The 20,251-nt window shown below is 47.2% G+C and carries 18 protein-coding genes; 13 read left to right on the top strand and 5 right to left on the bottom strand.

Features of this window, described 5'->3' with window-relative positions; translation table 11 throughout:
• The first annotated feature begins 589 nt into the window (after positions 1-589).
• Genes ACWIP2_RS05480 through ACWIP2_RS05465 form a run of 4 tightly spaced genes read left to right on the top strand, consistent with a single transcriptional unit; the run spans position 590 to position 3,538 of the window.
• Positions 590-1,438, top strand: a complete 849-nt coding sequence (locus tag ACWIP2_RS05480; protein WP_448518902.1) for an ABC transporter ATP-binding protein — start codon at positions 590-592, stop codon at positions 1,436-1,438.
• Complete coding sequence (locus ACWIP2_RS05475) at positions 1,439-2,188, top strand: hypothetical protein (protein ID WP_448518901.1); 750 nt, start codon at positions 1,439-1,441, stop codon at positions 2,186-2,188.
• Positions 2,185-2,982: a hypothetical protein gene (locus tag ACWIP2_RS05470; RefSeq protein ID WP_448518900.1), complete on the top strand. Its 798-nt coding sequence runs from the start codon at positions 2,185-2,187 to the stop codon at positions 2,980-2,982. Before ACWIP2_RS05475 ends, ACWIP2_RS05470 begins: the two co-directional genes overlap by 4 nt.
• Positions 2,966-3,538 (top strand): hypothetical protein, encoded by a 573-nt coding sequence (locus ACWIP2_RS05465; protein ID WP_448518899.1) that lies wholly within the window; start codon positions 2,966-2,968, stop codon positions 3,536-3,538. Before ACWIP2_RS05470 ends, ACWIP2_RS05465 begins: the two co-directional genes overlap by 17 nt.
• A 5-nt stretch (positions 3,539-3,543) precedes the next feature.
• Here the strand turns inward: ACWIP2_RS05465 and ACWIP2_RS05460 are convergent, their stop codons facing one another.
• Positions 3,544-4,314, bottom strand: a complete 771-nt coding sequence (locus tag ACWIP2_RS05460; protein WP_448518898.1) for an MBL fold metallo-hydrolase — start codon at positions 4,312-4,314, stop codon at positions 3,544-3,546.
• Positions 4,311-5,753: a hypothetical protein gene (locus ACWIP2_RS05455; RefSeq protein WP_448518897.1), complete on the bottom strand. Its 1,443-nt coding sequence runs from the start codon at positions 5,751-5,753 to the stop codon at positions 4,311-4,313. The genes ACWIP2_RS05460 and ACWIP2_RS05455 overlap by 4 nt, the downstream gene beginning before the upstream one ends.
• A gap of 68 nt (positions 5,754-5,821) precedes the next feature.
• Between ACWIP2_RS05455 and ACWIP2_RS05450 the strand changes: the two genes are divergently transcribed.
• The 4 genes from ACWIP2_RS05450 to rnpA all read left to right on the top strand — a co-directional run bounded on the left by ACWIP2_RS05450 (position 5,822) and on the right by rnpA (position 12,658).
• Positions 5,822-6,940 (top strand): putative type IX sorting system protein PorV2, encoded by a 1,119-nt coding sequence (locus ACWIP2_RS05450; protein WP_448518896.1) that lies wholly within the window; start codon positions 5,822-5,824, stop codon positions 6,938-6,940.
• Entirely contained in the window at positions 6,937-11,970 is a 5,034-nt protein-coding gene (gene porU2 / locus ACWIP2_RS05445) for a putative type IX secretion system sortase PorU2 (RefSeq protein ID WP_448518895.1), read from the top strand. The genes ACWIP2_RS05450 and porU2 overlap by 4 nt, the downstream gene beginning before the upstream one ends.
• A gap of 78 nt (positions 11,971-12,048) precedes the next feature.
• The gene (rpmH, locus tag ACWIP2_RS05440; protein WP_250632187.1) at positions 12,049-12,207 is read left to right on the top strand and encodes a 50S ribosomal protein L34; all 159 of its coding nucleotides are present in this window, start codon (positions 12,049-12,051) and stop codon (positions 12,205-12,207) included.
• A gap of 31 nt (positions 12,208-12,238) precedes the next feature.
• The gene (gene rnpA / locus ACWIP2_RS05435) at positions 12,239-12,658 is read left to right on the top strand and encodes a ribonuclease P protein component (RefSeq protein WP_448518894.1); all 420 of its coding nucleotides are present in this window, start codon (positions 12,239-12,241) and stop codon (positions 12,656-12,658) included.
• Here the strand turns inward: rnpA and ACWIP2_RS05430 are convergent.
• The 3 genes from ACWIP2_RS05430 to asnS form a co-directional block, all read right to left on the bottom strand.
• On the bottom strand, positions 12,612-12,836 hold the full coding sequence (locus ACWIP2_RS05430) for a hypothetical protein (RefSeq protein WP_448518893.1): 225 nt from the start codon (positions 12,834-12,836) through the stop codon (positions 12,612-12,614). The genes rnpA and ACWIP2_RS05430 overlap by 47 nt on opposite strands.
• A 198-nt stretch (positions 12,837-13,034) precedes the next feature.
• Positions 13,035-13,910, bottom strand: a complete 876-nt coding sequence (locus tag ACWIP2_RS05425; protein ID WP_448518892.1) for an alpha/beta fold hydrolase — start codon at positions 13,908-13,910, stop codon at positions 13,035-13,037.
• Between the two features lie 635 nt (positions 13,911-14,545).
• Positions 14,546-15,988, bottom strand: coding sequence for an asparagine--tRNA ligase (gene asnS / locus ACWIP2_RS05420; protein WP_448518891.1), 1,443 nt, complete (start codon positions 15,986-15,988; stop codon positions 14,546-14,548).
• A 79-nt stretch (positions 15,989-16,067) separates the two neighbouring features.
• Here asnS and aat point away from each other — a divergent pair, with 79 nt between their 5' ends.
• The 5 genes from aat to ACWIP2_RS05395 form a co-directional block, all read left to right on the top strand.
• A complete protein-coding gene (gene aat, locus ACWIP2_RS05415; RefSeq protein WP_448518890.1) occupies positions 16,068-16,766 on the top strand; it encodes a leucyl/phenylalanyl-tRNA--protein transferase in 699 nt (232 codons plus the stop codon).
• Positions 16,767-16,829: 63 nt separating this feature from the next.
• Positions 16,830-17,948 carry a signal peptidase I gene (gene lepB / locus ACWIP2_RS05410; protein ID WP_448518889.1) on the top strand — a complete coding sequence of 373 codons (1,119 nt, stop codon included), beginning with the start codon at positions 16,830-16,832 and terminating at the stop codon, positions 17,946-17,948.
• A gap of 2 nt (positions 17,949-17,950) precedes the next feature.
• A complete protein-coding gene (locus ACWIP2_RS05405; protein WP_448518888.1) occupies positions 17,951-18,490 on the top strand; it encodes a hypothetical protein in 540 nt (179 codons plus the stop codon).
• 12 nt (positions 18,491-18,502) lie between these two features.
• Positions 18,503-19,138 (top strand): dethiobiotin synthase, encoded by a 636-nt coding sequence (bioD, locus tag ACWIP2_RS05400; protein WP_448518887.1) that lies wholly within the window; start codon positions 18,503-18,505, stop codon positions 19,136-19,138.
• Positions 19,135-20,251, top strand: a 1,117-nt coding sequence (locus ACWIP2_RS05395) for a glycosyltransferase (RefSeq protein WP_448518886.1), incomplete at its 3' end; no start/stop codon positions are given. The genes bioD and ACWIP2_RS05395, both read left to right, overlap by 4 nt.

Raw genomic sequence — 20,251 nt, 5'->3', positions numbered from 1 at the left:
GAGAACTTGATATGATTATCTATGGATCTAACAGATATGCAGTGGGAGGGCGTATCGGTTGTCTTTTAGCAACCTTATGCGGGAACTGGTCGTCCGCGTAGACGATGCGTAACCAGATACGAATATCATTTAGACAATTTTACAGGATTTGTCAAACTGGCTGCCATGATTATACTACTTAGACAGTTTTGAGATGAGTTGATTATCATTTTTGCATATGTAAGTCATTTTTTTTGAATCCAATAAAATTTATCAATCATATGAAAAAAACAATCTCCGCCTTTTTGTTAGCAGCCTCGCTAATAATGGCAACATTGTCGAACCAGTCTTATGCAAGACAAAACCCAAAAGACGGCTACTTATTACCTGAAGTCGTTGTACGTTGTGAATTCAGAGGTTCACACACGTTTCAGATTAATTTTCAAAATATCTCATACTCCTTTTGCATTCAAATTTGGATGTGCAATACCGGATTGGAGACTAATTTCTGTTAATCTGTTATTTTGATGTTGTAGAGAACACCCTTCACATGGTATTCTCTATACTTTATATGCGTTTATTTTGAAAATAATTTACAATTAGAGCTAAAATGATAGCTATTGAAAAATTATCCCTTAGCAAAGGGAAAACTGTCATTCTAAAAAATATTGACTTATCTATTACACAAGGGGATGTTGTGCTATTAGCCGGACGAAATGGTGCAGGTAAAACAACACTGCTCAAATGCCTCTTGGGTATAGAAAAAAACTATACAGGTCAGATTGTTTTTCATACAGACAGCGGGCGTTCCATCGGCTACGTACCGGACAATCCGGCGCTATACGACCACCTGAGTGCCTATGATAATTTAAACATTATCCGCCTTTATCATGATCAACCGGCTGCCGCTGTCGGTGAACAATTGGCAAAAGCAGGATTAGGACAAGATGCACATACTAAAGTAAAGTATTTTTCCGCAGGTATGAAAAAGAAACTATCTATTGCCGCCGCGCTGATTTGCCGTCCGCAATTGCTCATATTAGATGAACCCACCAATGCGCTTGACCCTGAGGCGGTAATTGAACTGCGGGAGCATATTGCAAGGTTGAGTCGCGAAGAGAAAGTTACCTTTCTGATCGCCACACATTTGCTGGAAGAAATCAATAAAATCGCTAACCAATTAGTGCTGCTTAAGAAGGGTGTTGTCGTTTTTAATGAACCCCGCAGTGCTTATAGTCAGTACAAGGTGATTAAAGGCATGATTGCAGATAACACAAAAGATGAACTTGTAGCTTTTCTTGCCTCACATCAGTTAAAAACAAAATCCGACGATCATCTGACAGAAATTCTGTTACCACCAACACTTACCGATGACGGAAAACTCAGCAGCCTGCTTACAGACATAGCGATACGCGATGCTTCCATAGAAGATCTATTCACTTTTAATCATGTAGGATAAATGATAGCAGGTTATCTAAAAAATTCTGTTTATATAGAATTTATTAAATTTTTTAGAATAAAAAACTTTTTTATTGTTTTTCTATCGTTAGCAATTTGTGCTTGCGTTATATTAATTGACTTTCATCTAAAAATTCATGAAAAATTTGCAAGGTATGCTGCCCAGTACGCTTCATTTAAGCAATATGCGGTATTTGTTACTTACTATCTGAAAAATCTGTCGCCTAAATTAGGAACCATCAGTTATCTGGTTTCGGCAATATTTGCCCTTTTGATTTGGGAAATTGAATATAAAGTACTTCCGGTGCAGGTATTTTTTCGCCCCCTGCGCAACGCCTGCCTGCTGGTACTTGCCAAATTTTGCGTTGTAACTTGCATGAGTCTGGTGTGGTTGACAGCCATTGGGCTGGTGTATGGGTGGCTCATCAATCGTGAATTTCCTGCTGATTATCCCATGCAGGAAAGCTATCGGCTGATGTTTCAATTTGGTGCTAAACAGCTTTATTACAGTTCAATTATCACATTGCTGTTTTTTTCCATTTTATCTCTTTTCAGAACAAATATAATGACAGGCCTGCTGATTATTGCCGCTTTTTACTTTTCAGGTAGCTGGTTGGCTGTTTATCCGTTGGGGCGACTGCTGCAAGCTGATCTGAACCTTATTCAAGTTAGTAACTTATCTCTGACAACAGATCTCGCGCTCGCAGGGCTATTTTTCTTCATTACTGTTTACAAAGTCCGAACCTCATGACCAACTTTATACGCGCAGAACTGATTAAACTCTTCAAAAACAGGTTGATTTTATCCCTGTTGATTGCGCAAATCGTGCTTACTTTCTTTGCCACATGGCTTTTTAGTTACCTAAACCGATTCACGTTTAATTTTAGTCCTAATACAGAATCGTTTGCTTTTTTAGATATGTTTCTCTGGTTGGCATGGTTTTACATTTTCTTGTTCTTTTCGCTCACTATTGTTATTGTTTGGCAGCAGGATGAACACCGCAATCGCAGTCTGATTCGCTATTATCTGCTTCCCTATGCTGCTGAGGGAGCACTGATGGGGCGTTTTTGGGTGCTGTATGGCTGCCTGGCACTTGTATGGCTATTGCTTTGCAGCATGAATTACTGGTGGGTAGAGCATCTGTTGTTTCAATGGGATACCCGCTATGATCCGTGGCTGCTGTCTTCGGAAAGAGCTGTATTTTTTTGGCGTGCCTTTTTGTGTATCCTTGTTTTACCTCTGCCGCTATATTTGCTGTTCTATCAAATCAGCTTGTATTACGGCAGTTTGGCGGGTAATGCAATTATCGCACTTGCTCTGCTGATATTGAATGGCTTAGGATCTTTTGACTGGTTCTTTTTATCCAATACGCTCAAAGCAGTGGATATAGCTTTGAATACATTGGGCGGCACGGATAAAAACTATGTTTATGAACTGAACGACCTGCTTGATATATTTTACCAAAATGCCATACTGGCAGTTTTGTTATTGCCTTTGGGTTGGTTAGGCTTACGTTATTTTCCTGCACATGATACTCAGTCTTAGAAAACGCTTTTTGATAAGTGAGGGAATCCGAATTGGTTTCATAGCAGGCAGTTGTATAGTGGTTGCAGACCTGCTGATTTATGGTTTTGGTATGTACGATGCCTATGATTTTCCGCTATACTTTGGATTACTCTTGATTCCCTACGTACTGGTAGGAGCTTTACTGATGGCTCAAATCCCCCCCTTAGTTCGTACTCGCTTTTTGCGTATTTTTATTATCGGTTTTTCAGCCTATTTAGTCGCATTTCTTATTATTATGTGTAATCTATTGCTGCTACATCATATAATTGATACAGATTACAAAAACCAAATAGCAGCCGATCAAAGCAGAAAAGCAGTAGAAAAAAATATGAGAATTCGACAACACATCGTTGGAGAGCCTCCGCCCCTGCCTGATGAACAAAAAATCCGTACAAACATCACCAATCGCTATGAATTAGCTCCATTGGTTGGTATCAATGTACTAAATCTTGTTCCTATACTGTTTTTTAGTTTGACAGTCAGTTTTATTATTAATTTAGTTAATAAATCGTTGAAATCTAAAAAATACTCCTGAACAAATCACGCCTTTACCTTTAACCCGTCGTAGGCCAGCCGTACATTGGGCGGAAGTTCTTTGCTTACTTCGGCGTGCAGCCCGAGGTGGTGGCTGATGTGGGTCAGGTATGCCATGCGCGGCTTTACTTGGGCTACGATTGCCAGCGCCTCCTCCAAGTTGAAGTGGGAAATGTGCTTTTCCTTGCGCAAAGCATTGATAACCAATATTTCCGAGCCTGCTATTTTCGCCATTTCCTCGGGGGCGATGTAGTTCGCATCGGTGATATAGGTCAGGTCGCCGAAGCGGAAACCCAACACAGGCAGTTTGTAGTGCATCACCTCAACGGGTACGATAGTCGTCTGCCCGTCGCCTAATGTGAAAGGCGATTTGGTGATTTCGTGCAGGGCAACATTGGGCGTTCCCGGGTATTTAATCGGCGAAAAAACATAAGCAAATTCCTGTTTCAACTGTTCAATAACCTTGTCTGTGGCATACACAGGCATATCGCGGCGGTCTTTGAAGTTGAACGAGCGGATGTCGTCCATGCCCGCCGTGTGGTCTTTGTGCGCATGGGTAAACAGAATAGCGTCCACGTGCGTAATGTTTTCGCGCAGCATTTGTTGGCGGAAATCGGGGCCGGTATCTATCACCAAACTATAGCCGTTGTATTTCACATGCGCCGATGTGCGTAGGCGCTTGTCGCGGAAGTCGAGCGAGCGGCATATCTCACAAGCGCAAGCAATAACGGGAACGCCCTGCGAAGTGCCTGTTCCTAAAAACGTCAGTTCTGTCATTGTACTTTTACGGCGCTGATGCCAAAATATTTTGCAAAGCCTTGATTGGAAACGGTATGCCCTGCATCGGTGGTTAATTCTTCAAACATAAGCAATTCCATGTGAGTATCAATCGGCGGAAGCGTTAAAGTATCCTGCCGATGCTCTTTTTTGTATTGAGCGATGCGTCGGTAGCGCTCTTGGTGGTCTTTTTCGTATCGCACAGCATCGCCGTTGAGCAGCGTCATCCACGCGACGCCGACTTTGGTATTAGGAGAATACAACTTCAGACAGCCCATCGCGAGTAGTACTACCAGTGCATAGACAGGAATTTGCCCCCAGTGAACATGCCAACGATTTTGCAGATAGCCTACCCAACAAGCGATATTGGCAAACCATAGCAACAGAAACCAGAAAAAAGCGATATTCTCGATGCGAACGTAGATATAAGTCAGCCCCGTTACCATGTAATACGGAATCACTGAAGCCAACATCATCAACGGCAACAAGGCTGTCATCAACACAGGATGCATACGAAGAAAATGTTTGGATGGTATTTGTTGCATATATCCGGCAATACCCGGTATCACCAACAATGACAGTATCCACAATGTCGTATTATTTAGCCAAGATGCTATTATGGGCAGCTGAATCTGTAGCGCTTTTCTTAAAGACTCCCACTGAAAGGCTTGCTGATAAATCCCCATTCGCGCCTGTGTGCCACCCAAAGAGGCGAACAGCAGCAGCCCCAGACCGATACTCGCAGCAACAGCTAGCCATTGGGTAACTGCCATTTTGCGCTCAGGATCGGCAGGCTGCCACAGGCGCAGCAACATCGCCGCCCCTGCAAAGGCAAGAGCGCTAATCGCTACGGATTCGCTGATACCGGGCAGAAGCACACCAATGCCGCAGGCTGCCAACTGCTCTTTTGGAGTCAGGCTATTCCCTGCCAACAGCGGCATAGACAGCCCCAGCAATAGCCAAACGGCAATAAATGCGGTTCCATAAACAACAGATGAAGAATGCCAATACCACAACTCGACGGCTGAGCGCACGTAAGCAAAAAAAACAGCGCAATAGCCAAGCGTAACAACCCACTGCCAACGCTGCGACAGCACATCTGCCGTCAGGCGTTTGACAAAAAAATATAACGCGCCAATAAAACCGCCCATAAACAGCATCGGAACTACGCGGAACATATGAAAATTATCAAAAGCCAGCGGGTTTAGTCCTTGCAGCAGTGTAGATACATAGCGCCCGTTCCAATGTTGCAAAAAATGCAGGTAAAAACCCACATAGCCGCGCTCTTTGACCAGATTGGCGACGGAATAATCGTCCCAGGGCGATGGATGATTGAACAAGGACAGTACAAAGAACGGCAACAATGCAGCCCCAAAAACGAACATTAACGCAACACTCAGCGTTTGTTTGGTAATGATAGTTTCCTGTAGTTTTTTCATGAATCCGCCGTCTGAATTGCATCCCTTGAGGGAAAAATTGTATTTTTGAACAGACTCTCCCGTAAGGTATGAAGATCTGTAAAGTTATTCTATTTTCGCTGCTGGCAAGCATCACCTCTCTTCAGGTTTGGGCACAGGGCATTTCTGCACCAAAATACAGCAATGATTTCCTCGGGATCGGTGTAGGTGCGCGTGCACTGGCAATGGGTGGCGCACAGGCTGCCGTCGCCAACGACGTTACGGCTGCCTTCTGGAATCCCGCCGGACTGCTCCATATCAAAAAACCCTTTCAGGCATCGCTGATGCACTCCGAGTATTTCGGGGGCGTTGCCAACTACGACTACGCAGGTATTGCCGCCAAATTAGACGAAAGCGGCGCTATCGCCTTTTCCCTGATTCGCATGGGGATTGACAACATCCCCGACACAAGGCTGCTTATCGGGCCCGACGGTTCGGTGAACTATAACAACGTAGGTTCGTTTGCCGATGCTTCCTATGCTTTTCTGCTTTCCTATGCGCGTGAAAGCTCCCTGCTCAAAGGACTCAAGGGCGGCGCTAACCTGAAGATTATCCACCGCACGGCAGGCGCTTTTGCCAATGCTTGGGGCTTTGGATTAGACGTAGGCGCACAGTTGCAGCGCGGCAGATGGTGGTTTGGCATAACAGGGCGCGATATTACCAGTACTTTCAATGTATGGAATTACAACTCGGAAAGCGTTTTCGATGTGTTTTCGCAAACCGGCAACCAAATTCCCACCAATGCGATCGAGCTGACGCTGCCCCGCATCATAGCCGATGCTGCCCGCGAAATTCCGCTGGGCGAAAGCATGGGCGCAATCCTGACAGCAGGCTTTACAATCACTACCGACGGCAAGCGCAACACCCTACTGCGGACAGGTTTGGTTTCCGCCGACTTGCAGGCAGGCATGGAATGGAACTACAAACAAACATTTTTCCTGCGCGGCGGCGTAGGCAACTTTCAACGTCTCCAGAATTTCGATCAAAGTTTCTACACGCAGGCACAGCCCAGTTTCGGCTTGGGTTTTCGCATCCTGAATTTTCACATAGACTATGCACTGGCAAACGCACTGCGCTCCGATGCAGTGCTTTATTCACACGTATTCAGCCTCAGAGGCGATTTTGAACGAGCAAGAACAGATAAACAAAAAACTAAGAAGAAGCAATGAAGCGGCTTGTTACCTACTGCCTTTTGATGTTTGCAACATGGACAGTCCATGCCCAGCGCTTCGGCAACGAATGGATTGACTTTCAGCAAACCTATTACAAAATTCCGATTCGCGCAGAGGGGATCTATCGCATCCTACCTGCCGATTTGCAAGCAGCAGGTTTCCCTGTTGCTACAACCGACCCGCGCAACATCCGCATCTTTTTTCGCGGACGCGAAATTGCTATTAATGTTGTCGGGGAAAATGATGGCAGATTTGATGCCACAGATTACATAGAGTTCTACGCCCGTACTGCGGGGCTGGACTTGATCCTGCCCATGTACGAAACGCCTAACCACGTTACTAACCTGTACGACAACTTTTATGCGGACGTATCTTATTATTTCCTGACCGCAGGCACAACGCGCGGCAAGCGCATGATCGTATCGGCAGAACGCAACAACAGCATCGAGGCAGAACGCTACCACATGCAGGAAATCATTGACTCGCGCAATGGTAATTTTGTCAATGGTGTGCTGTTCCCCAATTCGATTATCAACAACAACGATCGCGGTGGACTGTTTTCCCACTTCAACGAAGGCAAAGGCTTAGTGATTTTGGGAGCGCGACCTTCTGCCAATGTCGTTAATCGCACCTATGCGCTGCAAGATGTTGTGCAACCGAGCGGCAATCTGATCGTGCCGCCAAGAGCAATTATCAGGCTGGCAGGGCGCACCAATACCGCGCACGACGTGGATATGTTGATAGGTACAACAGCAGCCACTCAGACCAGAGTTGCCAATGTGCGCTTCCAAAACTACTCTGTCGTAGATATGGTAGCTACGCTCGACTCGGGTTTCCGCTTTCCTGCGCCTTCGGGCAATCTCCTGCTCGGCTATCGGGTCAATAGAGTCGTAAGAGCAGACGAAGAGGTTGCACTGGGGCACTTTATCCTCTCCTATCCGCAGGGCTTCAATATGCAGGGCAGCGCCTTCCGCAAGTTCAACCTCAATCCAAACCCTAACGGTACTTCGCGTATCGTACTGACAGGCGTACCCGCTAACACACGCGTATTAGATATTACCGATGAAGGCGAGGTAATGCTAATGAATGGACTTGTGGTAGGCAATACGGTTAATATCGTAGTGCCTAATACAGGACGCGGTCGCAAGCTATATGCAGACTCGCGCATTACGCGCCCAACAGGCATTACGCAGGTGAATTTCCGTCGCTTGCCCGTAGAAACGTCTAACTATCTGATTGTTACGCATCCGATTTTGCGCCGTCCTTTTGGAGGCATCCCCGATCCTCCGCAGGCTTATGCCAACTACCGCGCTTCTGCCAAAGGCGGAGGCTACCGTCCGCTGCTGGTCAATGTGGATGAACTATTCGATCAGTTCACCGAAGGCGAACCAAACCCGCTGGCTTTGCGCCGTTTTGCCGATTATGCATTAGCAAACGGCAATCCGCAATTCTTGTTTTTGTTGGGCAAAGGTTTGCAGATTTCGGCTTTTCACTTCGAAAATCCCGGTTCGGTAGCTGCATGGGTACAAATACCGCCCTATGGCAGCCCCGGCTCCGACAATGAAATTACCGCAGGGCTGGCAGGATTTCCAAAGCATATACCTGCTATTCCTACAGGAAGACTGCCCGCTTTTGACCCAGCACACGTGGTCAATTATCTTAACAAAGTAATCGAGTACGAAGAGTTTGAATTCGACGACTTATGGAAAAAGAACGTATTGCACCTCAGCGGCGGCTTTACCGCTTCGGAAAATGCACTCTTCCGCGCCTATGTGGACGGCTTCGCCGAAGTAGCACGAGGCGATTTTCTGGGCGCAAACGTTGAAACGGTATCCAAGAAAACCACAGATTTTGTCGAATTTATCAATATTCGCGACCAAGTTAACCGCGGACAAGGGCTGATTACTTTCTACGGACACGCCGCACTGGATTTTACAGACATTGACATCGGGCGGGTTTCCAATAACAGCTTGGGCTACAACAACCGCCGCCGCTACCCGATGGTAGTAGTGAACGGTTGCGGTTCGGGCGACGTGTTCCAATACAATATTTCGCTGGCTGAAGATTGGCTGCATACCGCTCAACGTGGAGCTATCCTTTGGCTGGCGCACGGACATTTAGGTTTTGCAGGCCCACTGCGCGCCTACACGCAAATTTTCTACGAAAATGTACTGGGCAAGCGCAGCAATATTAACCTGCCCATTGGCAAAGCCATGCAAAACTTCCTGCAAGACTATTTGCAACGCTCGCCAACCGATTTCAGCATTGCCAACGTGCAGCAGTTTGTTCTGGCAGGCGATCCGGCAATATACCTATTCAAAGCCCCGCGGCCCGACTATGCCATTAGCAACGACCGCGTATTTATCAACGGCTTCAACAATGACCGCGTAATTACGGCGCAGGCAGACTCGTTCCGCATCGGCATGGTGGTTTCCAACTTTGGCATTACCGACAATACCCCACTGACGGTTGCTATTCGCCGCACCTATTCCGACGGATCGGTAGATATTTTGCCCGTGCGCTCGTTCAATCCTGTGCGCTATCAGGACTCGCTGTTTTTCACCATCGTCAATCCGCGAGAGTCGCAGCGTCGCATCTTCGGATTGAATCGCTTCGAAATTACGATAGATGCCGAAAACCGCATCGCAGAGCTGCGCGAGGACAACAACTCCGCTGTCTTTGAGTTCTTCTTCCTACGCGGTACGATGATCCCGCTTGCCCCCAAAGAGTTCAGCATCGTCAGCCGACAGCCTGTGCCATTTATTGCGCAAAACTCAGATCCTTTTTCTGCCGAGCGACGCTACCGCTTCCAGATGGATACTTCCTATCTGTTCAACAGCAGCATCAGGCGCGATACAACAGTTTTTGGATTTATTACAGCACAATGGACAACGAGGCTGCCCAGCGTACCAGACAGTACCGTTTTTTACTGGCGCGTGCGCTATGCCGATCCGCGAGCCGATGAAGATACCTCGTGGGTTGAGTCTTCTTTTGTGTACATCCCCAACAGCCCCGACGGATGGTCGCAAAGCCGCCATCCACAGTTCCGCAAAAATGAACTCAGAGCTATGGAACTGGACTTGCAGCGCCGACGATGGAACTTTCAGGACAGAACGCTGACCATCACAGGTACTGCCTTTGGTAATGCCAATGCCAATACACTAAACTATTTCCTGAACGTTAATGGTCAGCCACTGATTACCAACACTTGCGCACTTAACCAACCGAGCCGCTTCTGCGTGCCGGGCGCAAGTATAGACCGCCTGCTGATTACCGCCATAGACGGACAAACGGGGCAATTCTACCGACCCGAAGCCGGGATGGATGCCTGCGGCTCGTCATTGCTGGTTTCAGCCATTGACCAATGCGAGTTGGTACGCGGCAACGTTCTCCAGCGAACCTTTAATCAAATTAAAGACGGCGACTATGTAATCGTCATGAATTCGCGATCGGTAGGCTTCGGCGGCTGGGGGCAAGGCAACTTAGATGCTATGGGTACCATCGGCGTAAATGTGGCAACCTTCCGCACCCGCTATCCGAGCGGTTCAGCTATGATTATCATCGGCAGAAAAGGCAGCCCACAGGGTACTGCAATCGAGGCATTTTCAGGTAATACGACCGGACAGGCAACTATTAACCATACTTTGCGCTTCACGCCCAACAGCGGAACTATTACCTCTACGCTCATTGGCCCTGCCGCAGAATGGGGCAGCCTGCTTCGCCTGATTAACAACGCTGAAAATCCGCAACGCGAAAACTGGCGATTAGACGTGTTGGGCGTTGATTTTCAGGGCAATGAGCGCGTGGTATTCAACAACGTGCGCCCCGATAACTTCTCCCTGCGCGACCTCAACCCCGCACAAACGCCTTATCTAAGGCTTCGCTTGCAGGTTACTGACAGCCTGAATCGCACACCTTACCAACTGCAACGCTGGCAGGTGATCTACAAAGAAGTACCCGAAGGCATTCTGCTATACGATACGCTGACTTATCGCGAGAATACTACACTCAACATCATAGAAGGCGATACGGCAAGAATTGGCTTCTCTTTCCTCAATATTTCGGGAAACGATTTTGGCGATAGCCTCGTTGTTGAGTATCGCATAGAAAATATACAGACAGGAACAAACACAACACGCCGTTTGCGCATTGCCGCGCCACGCCGCAGCGAGCAGACCAATTTCCGCATACCGATTAATTCGCTGGAATTTTTGGGAGAAAATCGCATGACTGTTACAGTCAATCCGCGCATTCAGCCCGAACAGGTCTATGAAAACAATACCCTGCAAGTCCGTTTCCGCACCAAACCCGACGACATCAATCCCGTGCTAGATGTTGCCATAGACGGGCGACAGATCATGGACGGGGAAATTGTCTCGCCCGAACCGTTTATTGTCATTACGATGAAAGACGAAAACCGAAGACTCATCAAGCGCGATACAACGGGCTGGGAAATTAGGCTGGGGCTGAACATACCCAATGCAGAAATGCGCCGCATCAACTTCAATGACCCGAATCTCAACTGGCGCGTAGATGCGGCAGGCAGATTTATTATCGAGTATCGCTCCAAGAAACTGCCCAACGGAACGTATCTGCTAACGGTACAGGCACAAGATGTTACAGGCAACCCTTCAGGAAGACAGCCTTACCGCGTTACCTTCCGCATCATCAATGAAACAACGGTAACTAACTTCTATCCCTACCCGAATCCGTTTTCTACCAGCGTAAGGTTTGTATTTACGCTCACGGGCGAAATTCCGGAAGACATCCGCATCCAGATCATGACCGTTTCGGGCAAAGTGGTAAAAACCATTTTCAAAGACGACCTTGGCCCGCTGCAAATCGGTAATAATATTAGTCAATACGCATGGGACGGCAAGGATGAATTTGGCGATCAGTTGGCGCGTGGTGTGTACCTCTACAAAGTAGATGTGCGCAAAGCCGGCGGCGAAGACTTTAACCACCGCGCCACCGCCGGCGACGATTTGTTCAAGCAAGGCTACGGCAAACTCTACCTGATGAAGTAGTTTTTGCAGGTTTTTTGCAATAACGTTTGGCTGAAAACGAGAGCCGTGCTAAATTTGCAGCTTTAAAAGCGAATAGTCATGAAAAGAACTTACCAGCCTTCCAACCGTAAGAGGCGCAATAAGCACGGCTTCCGCGAGCGCATGTCAACTCATAACGGTCGCCGTGTGTTGGCAGCTCGCCGTGCAAAAGGTCGTAAAAAACTGACTGTTTCTGATGAACCTCGTCATAAAGGTTAATCCGAAACTTGCAAATTGAGCGTATAAGGTTTTGAAAACCAATGGTTTCCCAAAGCGTGAACGGCTTAAAAGCAAAAAAATGATACAGGAGCTTTTTGCGAAAGGCTCCTTTCTTTTTTTGTATCCCTTCAAAATTGCGTACCTGCCATCTGAGGACAGCAAGGCAGATTTTCCGCAAGTGCTGGTGTCAGTTTCGCGCAAAAACTTCCGCCGCGCCCACGACCGCAACTTAGTCAAACGCCGCTGTCGTGAGATTTATCGCTGTTTTAAAACTGATTTACTGGCTCAAAAAAAGCAATTACCTGCCTGTCTGGGCATTATTTACGTAGGCAAAAAGCACGAAGATTTTGCTTTTATGCAACAGCGGCTGCGCGAAGTACTCAGCCGTTTACCTACGCAGTCCCTTACTCCTGCATCCGCACCTGAATCACCGGCGCAGAACCTACCGTAAGCGCACCAATGAGCAAAATGGCGGCTTGTATGCCAAAAATATCTGCCGTAATGCCTGAAATAACTGCGCCAAAGGCATAGCCCAAATCGCGCCAGAGGCGGAATGTGCCGATACGCTCGGCCTGCTGCTGTGGATGCGTCGCCTGCGCAATAGCTGCCAGAAAAGTGGGATAGACCAACGCCGTTCTTAAGCCCAGAAAAGGATACTACCCCCACAAAGGCATTGACAAGTACCCAAATGGCAAATTGGGCGCGGTTTTCCCGCAAACCGAGACGAACAGGCGTATCAGACATGGTAAAATTTTGATTTTGCCGAAGGTAAACGGTTACAAAAAGGTGAAAAAATTTGCAGTAAAAAATCGAGTAATGAATTTGAACTAAAAGCGCATCAGCCAGTTTGCCAACAATTCATTGCATTTTTCTGCCGCCTCTACCGAAGGAAAATGTCCACAGGCAGGCAGCAGGTGCAGGGTGCTGTTCGGCAGCCTTTCTGCACCGGCGCGGGCTATATCCGCAGTCGTTCCGGGGTTCAGGTAGCTGTTGGGGATGTAGCGGTCTTCTTCGCCGTAAATCACCAGCGCAGGCTGCTGCAATTCGGGCAGCCACCCAAAAACAGGCTCTGCGAGCATTCCGTGTGCAGAAGCAGCAATGCAGGCTGTAAAATCTTCATAATCAACACACTGCTTCATCTGTACACGCTCGTCAATCAGTTCTTGCGCCTCAGGACTCAGCGCGTAAAAATTGCGTTCCATGTTGGCGCGAACAGTTTCCGAAGCAGCAGCCAGTACATCCGCAGGACTGAACCAACTTTTAATCACATCGGCAGCCTCTTTGGTAAAGGTTTCAAAGCCCGCAGGTGCAAACAGCACCATTCCTTTGCAGCGTTGCGGCTCGCGGCGGGCAATGTGCATCGCAATTTGTCCGCCCATAGAATGCCCGACGATGATATAATCGCGCACTTGCAGCGCTTCCAGCAAACGGCTGATCGTTTCGGCAAAGAATGTCATCGTACAAGGAAACTTTGCTTTCGCGGATTTACCAAAACCGGGCAAATCAATCGCGATGCAGCGATGGTTTTTCGCCAGTTCGGGCAGATTATATTGCCATGCCTTTAAGTTGCTACCCAGTCCGTGCAGGAATACCAGCGTATTGTTGCCGCTGCCTGCTGCCGTGTAGGCTACCTCGCCGATGTCGGGTAGCACAACGTAGGACACATCAAAAGGATAGCGCAATAGTTCGCGAATGGTTGGCATAGCGATCAGAAGAAAAAATTACTGCCACTTTTTCAAGGCTGTTTCACAATACTTGACGAGTACCTGATTATCTAACTTAGCGCGAGTTATCTACAAATCACTTGACAATCAGTTACTTACGAATCAAGAGAGGAAAAAAGTAAGGATTAGCGAAAAACGGCTAACTTTGGATTTGCATTTTTCAAAGAAATCTTTTTTGCTTATGCTAACCCTTACAGCACACAAATTAATACAGATTTTCACGGATGTAGATGATTTTCTCAAAGATTTTTAGCCGCCGGCTGCCTTCTTATGAAGGCTTTGTTGCCTTGAAAAAGCACGCTCTCTTTGAGTTGTTTGCCTACTTATACCGAAATCAATCATATGCCACGTATCACGGCATGGAGTGCGTATCAGCTATCTTACGCTTTCGTCGTCCAAAACTGTCTTTCATGTGCATTGGCATCATCCGAAATAGATTGGCTTAGACCAGTGCGCAATTATTTTGCTACAAACAGGCATTTGGCAGGTATATGTTGCAGTTGTTTTTTTCTGCCAACAGTAGCTTATGGACAGAAAGAGGTCTTCGGCAAAGTACGTTGAAGATTTGTAAGTTACCGAAAACCTTTGAGTGATTTTTTCACGCATAAGGCAGATTAAAAATCTGCATTTTTAGGTGTACGAGGGAACGGGATTACGTCGCGGATGTTGCTCATGCCGGTGATAAAGAGCATCATACGCTCGAAGCCAAGCCCAAAGCCTGAGTGTTCGCAAGTTCCGAATTTACGGGTTTCCAAGTACCACCAGAGTGCCTCTTCGTGGATTTGCATTTCCCGTATTCGCCGGGTGAGCTTTTCAAGGTTTTCTTCGCGCTGGCTGCCGCCGATGATTTCGCCGATGCCCGGAAAGAGTACGTCCATTGCTGCTACGGTTTTTCCATCGGGATTTTGCTTCATGTAAAAAGCCTTGATTTCCTTAGGGTATCCCGTGATGATGACAGGCTTTTTGAAGTGTTTTTCAACCAAATAGCGCTCATGTTCGCTTTGTAAATCAATGCCCCACTGTACAGGAAACTGGAATTTACCTTTTTTATGATGATTTGAAGCCAGTAAAATATCAATAGCTTCGGTGTAGGTGATGCGCTCGAAATTGTTGTTCAACACGAATTCGAGGCGCTCGATCAGCCCCATTTCGCTGCGTTCATCGGCTTTTTTGGCTTGCTCTTCTTTTGCGAAGCGCTCATCGAGAAACTTCATGTCGTCGGCGCAATTTTCCAGCACATAGCCGATGAGGTATTTGATAAAATCCTCTGCCAGATCCATGTTGTCGTAGATGTCGTAGAATGCCATTTCGGGTTCGATCATCCAGAACTCTGCTAAGTGGCGGGCAGTATTGGAATTTTCTGCGCGGAAAGTAGGACCAAAAGTGTAAATCAGCCCCAGCGCCATTGCGCCCAGTTCGCCTTCGAGTTGTCCGGATACAGTCAGATTGGTGGAACGCCCGAAAAAGTCCACCGAATAATCAACCTCACCGTCTTTTGTACGTGGTGGGTTTGCTATGTCCAGCGTCGTTACGCGGAACATCTGACCAGCACCTTCTGCATCGGATGCTGTTATGATAGGCGTGTGCAGGTAGAAGAAACCATGATCGTTAAAATATTTATGGATGGCAAACGATAAGGCATGGCGAATGCGGAAAATAGCGCCAAAAGTATTAGTACGCGGACGGAGGTGTGCAATTTCGCGGAGAAACTCTAAGGTGTGTGCTTTCTTTTGCAGCGGAAAAGTATCCGGGTCGGCATCTCCAAGGATTGTGATTTGTTGTGCCTGTATTTCTACTGCTTGCTCTTTGCCTTGTGAAGCTACAAGTGTACCATTAACGGCTACACAAGCACCTGTTGTGATGCGGCGGAGTGTCTCTTCATCAAATTTTGCTACATCGGCAACCACCTGAATGCTATGTATAGTAGAGCCGTCATTAACGGCGATGAATGCCACATTTTTATTGCCGCGCTTGGTTCTTACCCAGCCTTTGATGAGTATTTGTGAGCCGATGGCATCACTCTTAAGAACGTTGGCAATTCGGTTGTGTTTTGGCATAGTCGGTTATGCTTTATTATTAGGTGGACAAAGTTAGCATATCCCGTCATTTTTTGAAGCGACTTTCTAACTTTGCAAAATGTATCAACTCTTCCTTGATTCGTTGCATTTTCCGCCGGTAGAACTGGCTGATGAAAGTGGCTTGCTGGCTTTTGGCGGCGATGTGTCTGCGCAGCGCATTCTGGCAGCTTACGAACAGGGCATTTTCCCATGGTTCGACGAGGGCAGTGTGCCGCTTTGGTGGTCGCCTAACCCGCGCTTTGTGCTTTTTCCCGAAAACTTACTGATTTCTAAAAGTATGCGGCAATTGCTGCAAAAGAAGCAATTCAGTATTACAGTTAATCAGGCGTTTGACCAAGTAATTGGGCATTGCAAAAATATTCCCCGCAGGGGACAGGATGGCACATGGATTACGAAAGAGGTAGAGCAAGCCTATTGTGAGTTGCACAGATTGGGCTGGGCGCACTCTGTAGAGGCCTGGCAAAATGGAGCGCTTGTCGGGGGGCTATACGGGCTAATCCTCGATCGCTGCTTTTTTGGAGAGTCTATGTTTACGTATGTGAGTAATGCCTCTAAAGCAGCATTTATTACACTGGTTGCCAATTTGAAGCAAGCAGAATTTGTAGTCATTGATTGTCAGGTATATACAGAGCATCTGGAAAGTCTCGGAGCGCAGATGATTCCGCGCAGGATGTTTCAACAACTGATCAAACACTATGGGCGACGAGTGCCTTTTGATCTTACTGCTACATTTGACCCGCATTGCTATAAGGTCTGAAGCGAGCATGCTTCACAATAAAATGTCGTAATATTGCATCACAACTCACATCACTCAAGAATAATGACACAGCAAACTTTTTCAAATACTACAAAAGTTTCTCAACAAGACAATAAACCAAAGAAAAGTGCTGCCCGCGAGTGGCTGGATGCGATCGTGTTTGCTGTGGTGGTGGCGACTATTTTCCGCTGGCTGCTGGTAGAACCTTTCACCATCCCTACGCCTTCGATGGAAAAAACGCTGCTGGTTGGCGACTATTTGTTTGTGAGCAAGTTGCACTATGGCGCACGCACACCGATGACACCGCTGCAAATCCCGCTGGCTGCCAATAAGATATGGGGTACAGATATTCCCTCCTTTGTAGATTGGATTCAACTGCCCCAGTTTCGCCTACCTGCTATCTCGGAGGTAAAGCGCAACGATGCAGTGGTATTCAACTGTCCCGTTGATCCTTCCCCTGAGTATCCGGTAGATATGAAGACGCACTACATCAAGCGCTGTGTCGGCCTGCCCGGCGAAACTATTGAGATCAAAGATCAGCAGATCTATATTGATGGTAAGGCTGTTGAAAATCCTGAAGGTTTGCAGCAGAGCTATATCGTAGAAACCAAGCAAAACCAAGTGGTGCGCAGCCGTGTGTTTACCGATCTGGGAATTACCGACATTGAGCAGTTTGGCAGCAGCTATCTGATCCATACCAATGATGCAAAGGCGGCAGAACTGCGCAAAGCAGACTTTGTGAGTAGCGTAACTAAAGAAGTTTTTCGCCGCGAGGGAACTGACCCCAGAGGCCGCTCTTTCCCTTATGCCACCGGTTTTGACTGGACGATAGATAACTTCGGGCCCGTTAATATTCCAAAAGCAGGCGAAACGATCCAACTTAATGCGCAAAATGTAGCGATTTACAAGCAAGCAATTATTTACTACGAGCATAACAAAGGCATCACCGAAGCCAACGGGCAACTGTTGCAGGATGGTAAGCCACTGACTTCCTATACCTTTAAGCAGAACTACTACTTTATGATGGGCGACAATCGCCACAATTCTGCCGATTCGCGCGTGTGGGGATTTGTACCTGAAGACCACATACTCGGTAAAGCCCTGTTCATCTGGATGTCGGTCAATCCGTATCCCGAAGGAAGTAAAGTCCGCTGGGAACGTCTTTTTTCAGGTATCAAGTAACCATGAGACACTTCTTTTTCCTTTTATGCTGCCTGACATTGACTTTTTTTGCTGTGCAACGAGCCACTGCACAAAGTTTTTACATTGAGTTTGTAAAAAAAGACAAGCCATCGCAAGTGCGCATCATGGGTGATGGCGAAGAAGTTGTTTGCAAAATTAGACAGGGCAACGGCAAAAGAATGCGCATGAGAGGCGAATTGAATATTCTGAATGACAGCACGTTGCAGATAGATAATCAGATTTTTCACCTGCGGGAAGTTATATATATCACAGCCCTTGCCGACTGGTGGGATAGGAAACTTTCTGCCCTGCTGATGACAGCAGGCGGGGCTGCTGCCATGACCTACGGCGCAGCCAACATCGGTATGAATCGCCCGGTGCCTGCCAATAATGGCATTCCGGGTATTGTGCATACGCTTGCCATTACCACAGGCGTAACGCTGTCTATCGCAGGGGTGATGCAGTTCGTATTGCCGGGAAAATATTTTTTCTATAACAAATACTGGAACGCGCAAATCAAGCCGCTGCGCTTCGCTAATTAATGTTATTAAACGATGACCCAACCGCAACGTCCGATATTTATTACAGCCATTGGTACTGACAGCGGAAAAACGCTGGTGAGCGCCATCGTTACCGAAGCCCTGCAAGCCGACTACTGGAAGCCGATCCAGTCCGGCACGCCGCGCGATACCGATACGGTGCGGTCTCTGGTAAGCAATCCCGTTTCGCAGTTCCATGAGGAGGCTTATTTGCTGCGCGAACCGCTTTCGCCGCATGCCTCGGCAGCTATTGACGGATTAACCATCGATTTGAATCAAATACGCCTGCCCATCACTCACAATCGTTTGGTGGTGGAAGGCGCGGGAGGGATACTTGTGCCGCTCAACGACACCGACTTTGTGATAGACTTAGCCGACCGATTTGCCGCTGAAGTTATTCTGGTAGCCAATCTGTACTTAGGCAGCATTAATCATACGCTGCTGAGCGTGGCGGAGTTGAAACGCCGGGCGGCTGTGGGAAAGTTCACTATCAAAGGCATCATTTTTAATCAATGTCCAGTGGAAAGTTCCGAGCAGATTATTTTGCATCATGCTAAGTTGCCTTGTCTGTTGCGCATTGGCAGGCATGAGGCTGTTACCAAAGAGTTGGTTCAAAAGTATGCGGCGGAGTTGGAGGGAGGCATAATATGAAGATTTTACATGTTTCCGCTTTGGATATGGGCGGAGCCGCAACCGCCGCTATCCGCTTGCATAAGGGTTTACTGAAAGCGGGTATTCAGTCTGCTTTTTTAACCACAAAGAATTGCAATCGCAACATACCTAATAAGTATATCTACGAGCCAAAAGTAGAGCCCATTACATTGAGTCAGGTATTGAAAAAAACAATTAAAGTGCGGCTGGGTTTGGAAAGTCCGCATAGTTTCTACGAGGCACAGCACCTGACTATCAAAGGTGAGCCTACAGGCGTAGGATTTAGTTTTGCAGAAACCTTAGAAGATATTACTTCGCATCCAGCCTATCAGGAAGCAGACATCGTACACCTACACTGGGTAGCAGGCTGGTTAGACTATCCTTCTTTTTTTGCCAAAAATACAAAACCGGTTGTGTGGACACTGCACGACCTGAACCCTTTCAGTGGTGGATTGCACTACGCTGCCGGAACATCTATTACTGAAGCCCAAATGGGACGGTTGATTTCCGAACCCAAAGATCGCTTGCAGAAAGCCCACAACTACAATCTGCAAATCAAGCAAAAGAGCTTGGAGGCAGTCAAAAACTTACACATTGTATCGCCTTCTGATTGGTTATTGCAGCAGTCCAAACAAAGTATGGTATTCGCGAAATATGAGCACACAAGAATTCCCTACAATTTGGATTTAAATATTTTCAAGCCGCATCAATCAGCAAGGGAGCTGTTAGGCATTCCTTCGGATAAAAAAGTACTCCTGTTTGTGGCGGATACTGTAGATAGTATTGTAAAAGGTTTTGGACTGTTGAAGGAGGCTTTACTTGCTGTTCAAAGCGCTTGCGATTACCAACTGCTGGTAGTCGGTTTGGACAAAGGGAATGCACTGGAGGGCTTGCAAAATGTGCATCACATGGGCTATGTGCAAGATGAACTCCTGATGGCGATGATTTACAGCGCTGCTGATGCCTTTATATTGCCCAGCCTGATGGATAATTTCCCTAATACAATGTTAGAGTCTATTGCCTGCGGTACGCCTGTTATCGCTTTTCCAATAGGCGGCATACCTGAGGCAATTCGGCATGGGGAAAACGGTTTTATTTGCGAAACTGCAAGCG

The organism is Rhodoflexus sp. (assembly GCF_053489755.1).
This window is presented reverse-complemented; position numbering and strand designations above follow the sequence as displayed.